The following is a 2,110-nucleotide window of genomic DNA, read 5'->3' on the forward strand; positions in this document are numbered from 1 at the left end:
CGCGTCATCAGGAAGCGGTCCTCGGTCGGGCGCTGGATGGTGTAGCCGAGCGCGCCAATTCCGCGCGGTATGATCGAGACCTTGTGCACCGGATCCGTGCCGGGCAGAGCCATCGCCACCAGCGCGTGCCCCATCTCGTGATGCGCCACGATCTCGCGTTCGCGCGGGTTCAGAACGCGGTTCTTCTTCTCCAGCCCCGCGATGATACGCTCCACGGCATTGTTGAAGTCGTCCATCGTCACCGCATCAGCCTTGCGGCGCGTGGCCAGGAGCGCGGCCTCATTGACGAGGTTGGCGAGGTCAGCGCCCGAGAACCCGGGGGTCAGGGCCGCGACCTTCTCGGCGTCCACGTCCGGTGCGAGCGTCACCTTCTTCATGTGCACGCCGAGAATCTGGATGCGCCCCTTCTTATCGGGCTTGTCCACCAGCACCTGCCGGTCGAAGCGGCCCGCGCGCAGCAGCGCGGGATCGAGGATCTCGGGCCGGTTGGTGGCGGCCAGGAGCACGATGCCCACAGAAGGGTCGAAGCCGTCGAGCTCGGTCAGAAGTTGGTTCAGCGTCTGCTCACGCTCATCATGGCCACCGGCGATCTGGCCGGAGGAGCGCGCCCGCCCGAGAGCGTCGAGTTCGTCGATGAAGATGATCGCCGGCGCGGATTTCCGAGCCTGCTCGAAGAGGTCGCGCACCCGCGCGGCACCGACGCCCACGAACATCTCGACGAACTCGGAGCCCGAGATCGAAAAGAAGGTCACGCCCGCCTCACCCGCCACCGCGCGGGCCAGCAGCGTCTTGCCGGTGCCCGGCGGCCCAACGAGCAATATGCCTTTGGGGATATGTGCGCCCAGCTTTCCGTATTCGGCGGGGTTCCTGAGGAACTCCACGACCTCCTCGAGCTCGGCCTTGGCCTCGTCCACACCGGCCACGTCGGCGAAGCTGACGCCGGTTTCTTTTTCCATGTAAACTTTGGCCTTGCTGCGGCCGACCTGCATGAACCCGCCGAAGCCCTGCTTGTCGGCGAACTTGCGGAACAGCAGCATCCAGATTCCGAAGAAGACAAGCGCTGGCGCCACCCAGGAAATCAGCGTGCCGAGAAAGGTGTTCTGAGGAACGCCCGTGATCTCGACGCCGGAGCGGTCGATCCGCTGCAGGATCGCGGGATCCACGACCGTGGTGACGAACTGGCTCTTGCCGTCGACGGGGTCGGTGAAGGTGCCGGTGATGGTGTCCGCGCCGACCGCGACGGACGCGACCCTGCCATCCTCGAGATAGCTCTCGAACTGGCTGTAGCTGATCGGCGCGACGGATTGCCAGCCGGCGATCAGGTTCTGGATGAAAAGCACGGCTATGAAAGCCACCACCCAGTACCAGATGTTATATTCGGTCTTCCTTTCCATGCCGCTTGTCCCTTTCACTGGCGCCCGAGCCGCGCCCTGATCCGCTCGAGCAGCGCCAGCAGGATGCGCCTTTCGTCTGCCGACAGATCCTGCAGGATTTCATCTTCGAGCGCCGATTGCCGCGGCGCGAGTTCCTCCAGCATCGCCCGGGCCTTCGACGTTGCGGTGACGATCTGCGACCGCCTGTCGTCGAGCGAGGGCGACCGCTCGACCCAGCCGCCCCGGACCATGCGATCGACGAGCTGGCCCGCAGTGGCCGGGCCGACCTCAAGTCGGTCGGCCAGATCGCCGATGGTCAGCCCGGGCGCATCCTCGACATGCGCCGCCGCCATCCAGGACAGGCGGGTCAGGCCGCTGTCGCGGATGTCTTGGTCGATCCGCTGCTGGATGAGCTGCGCGACCCGGTGGATCGTCGTCCCGATCAGGGCGAGATCAGAAGTGATCAAGGGTATCTTTCCTCCGTCTGCATGAGAAACAGGATAGACTGCGGTCTACCCAAAGTGCAATGCAAGCATCATACATGCTTGCATAATAAATGGATCCACCTATCTTGATGGGCGGTCTCCGAACCGACATCCAGCCGGCACCGTTGCCCGGTCGGACCATGCCGCCGGTTCGGGGGCATCGATCAGCAACAGGAGGCCAGCAATGCTCTATCCGACATATCTGCGCCGCAGCGATCCCTTCGCGCTGATGCGCTCCATGATGCGCGATCT

General features: G+C 64.5%; 2 protein-coding genes. Both read right to left on the minus strand.

The window, feature by feature from the left end:
• Positions 1 to 1,394, minus strand: a 1,394-nt coding sequence (gene ftsH / locus CG51_RS18685; protein ID WP_035747593.1) for an ATP-dependent zinc metalloprotease FtsH, incomplete at its 3' end; no start/stop codon positions are given.
• A 14-nt stretch (positions 1,395 to 1,408) separates the two neighbouring features.
• Positions 1,409 to 1,840: a MarR family winged helix-turn-helix transcriptional regulator gene (locus CG51_RS18690; protein WP_035747595.1), complete on the minus strand. Its 432-nt coding sequence runs from the start codon at positions 1,838 to 1,840 to the stop codon at positions 1,409 to 1,411.
• Positions 1,841 to 2,110 lie beyond the last annotated feature (270 nt).

The organism is Haematobacter missouriensis, assembly GCF_000740775.1.
GTDB lineage: Bacteria > Pseudomonadota > Alphaproteobacteria > Rhodobacterales > Rhodobacteraceae > Haematobacter > Haematobacter missouriensis.